The organism is Actinotalea sp. JY-7885 (assembly GCF_014525465.1).
GTDB lineage: Bacteria > Actinomycetota > Actinomycetes > Actinomycetales > Cellulomonadaceae > Actinotalea.
This window is the reverse complement of the sequence record NZ_JACEXH010000337.1, coordinates 1-908: the sequence shown is the minus strand read 5'-3', so window position 1 is coordinate 908 and position 908 is coordinate 1. Positions and strand designations below refer to the sequence as shown.

The window sequence follows — 908 nt, the reverse complement described above, 5'->3', positions numbered from 1 at the left end:
CGGCCGGACGCGCGGCGGGCGGGGCCGGCGACCGGCCCCGCCGGGCCTCAGCCGGCGTCGCGCGCGCGCAGCCGGGCCACCTCGTAGAGGCTGATGCCCGCAGCGACACCGGCGTTGAGGGACTCCACCGCGCTGCGGATCGGGATCGACGCGACGACGTCGCAGGTCTCGCGCACCAGACGCCCGAGGCCCTTGCCCTCCGAGCCGACGACGAGCACCACCGGTCCGGTCGCGAGCTCGAGGTCGCCGACGGCCATGGTGCCGCCCGCGTCGAGACCGACGACGAAGCAGCCGGCGTCGCGCAGCTCGGTCAGCGCACGGACCAGGTTGGTGACGCGCGAGACGGGCACGCGGGCGGCCGCTCCCGCGGACACCTTCCAGGCCGACGCCGTCACGCCGGCCGCGCGCCGCTCGGGGACCACGACGCCGTGGGCGCCGAAGGCGCCGGCGGACCGCAGCACCGCGCCCAGGTTGCGAGGGTCGGTCACGCCGTCGAGCGCGACGATGAGCGCCGGCTCCTGGGCGCGCTCCGCGCGCGCGAGCAGGGTCTCGAGCCCGGAGTACTGGTACGCGGGGACCTGGATCGCGACGCCCTGGTGGACGAGCCCGTCCGTGAGGCGGTCGAGCTCTGGCTTGGTGACCTCCAGGAGCGGCAGGTTGCGGTCGTTGGTGATCTTGAGGATCTCGCGCACGCGCTCGTCGGCGTCGATCCGGTGGCCCACCCAGACCCCGGTGCAGGGCACGCCCGCGCGCAGGGCCTCCACGACCGAGTTCCGCCCGGCGACGATCTCGGCGGTGGGTGCGGGCTTGGACCCGCGCCCCGAGGCGCCACCGGGGCGCGACGGGCGCGACGACGTCGTGCGGTCCTCGCGGGCGGGGCGCCCGGTCGGGCGGCCCCCGGCGGCGGG

Annotated in this window: 1 protein-coding gene; it reads right to left on the bottom strand. The window is 77.5% G+C overall.

Annotation, left to right across the window (positions count from 1 at the left end; translation table 11 throughout):
- Positions 1 to 47 precede the first annotated feature (47 nt).
- On the bottom strand, positions 48 to 908 hold an 861-nt coding region (rlmB, locus tag IDM29_RS16840; protein WP_188037856.1), incomplete at its 5' end, for a 23S rRNA (guanosine(2251)-2'-O)-methyltransferase RlmB.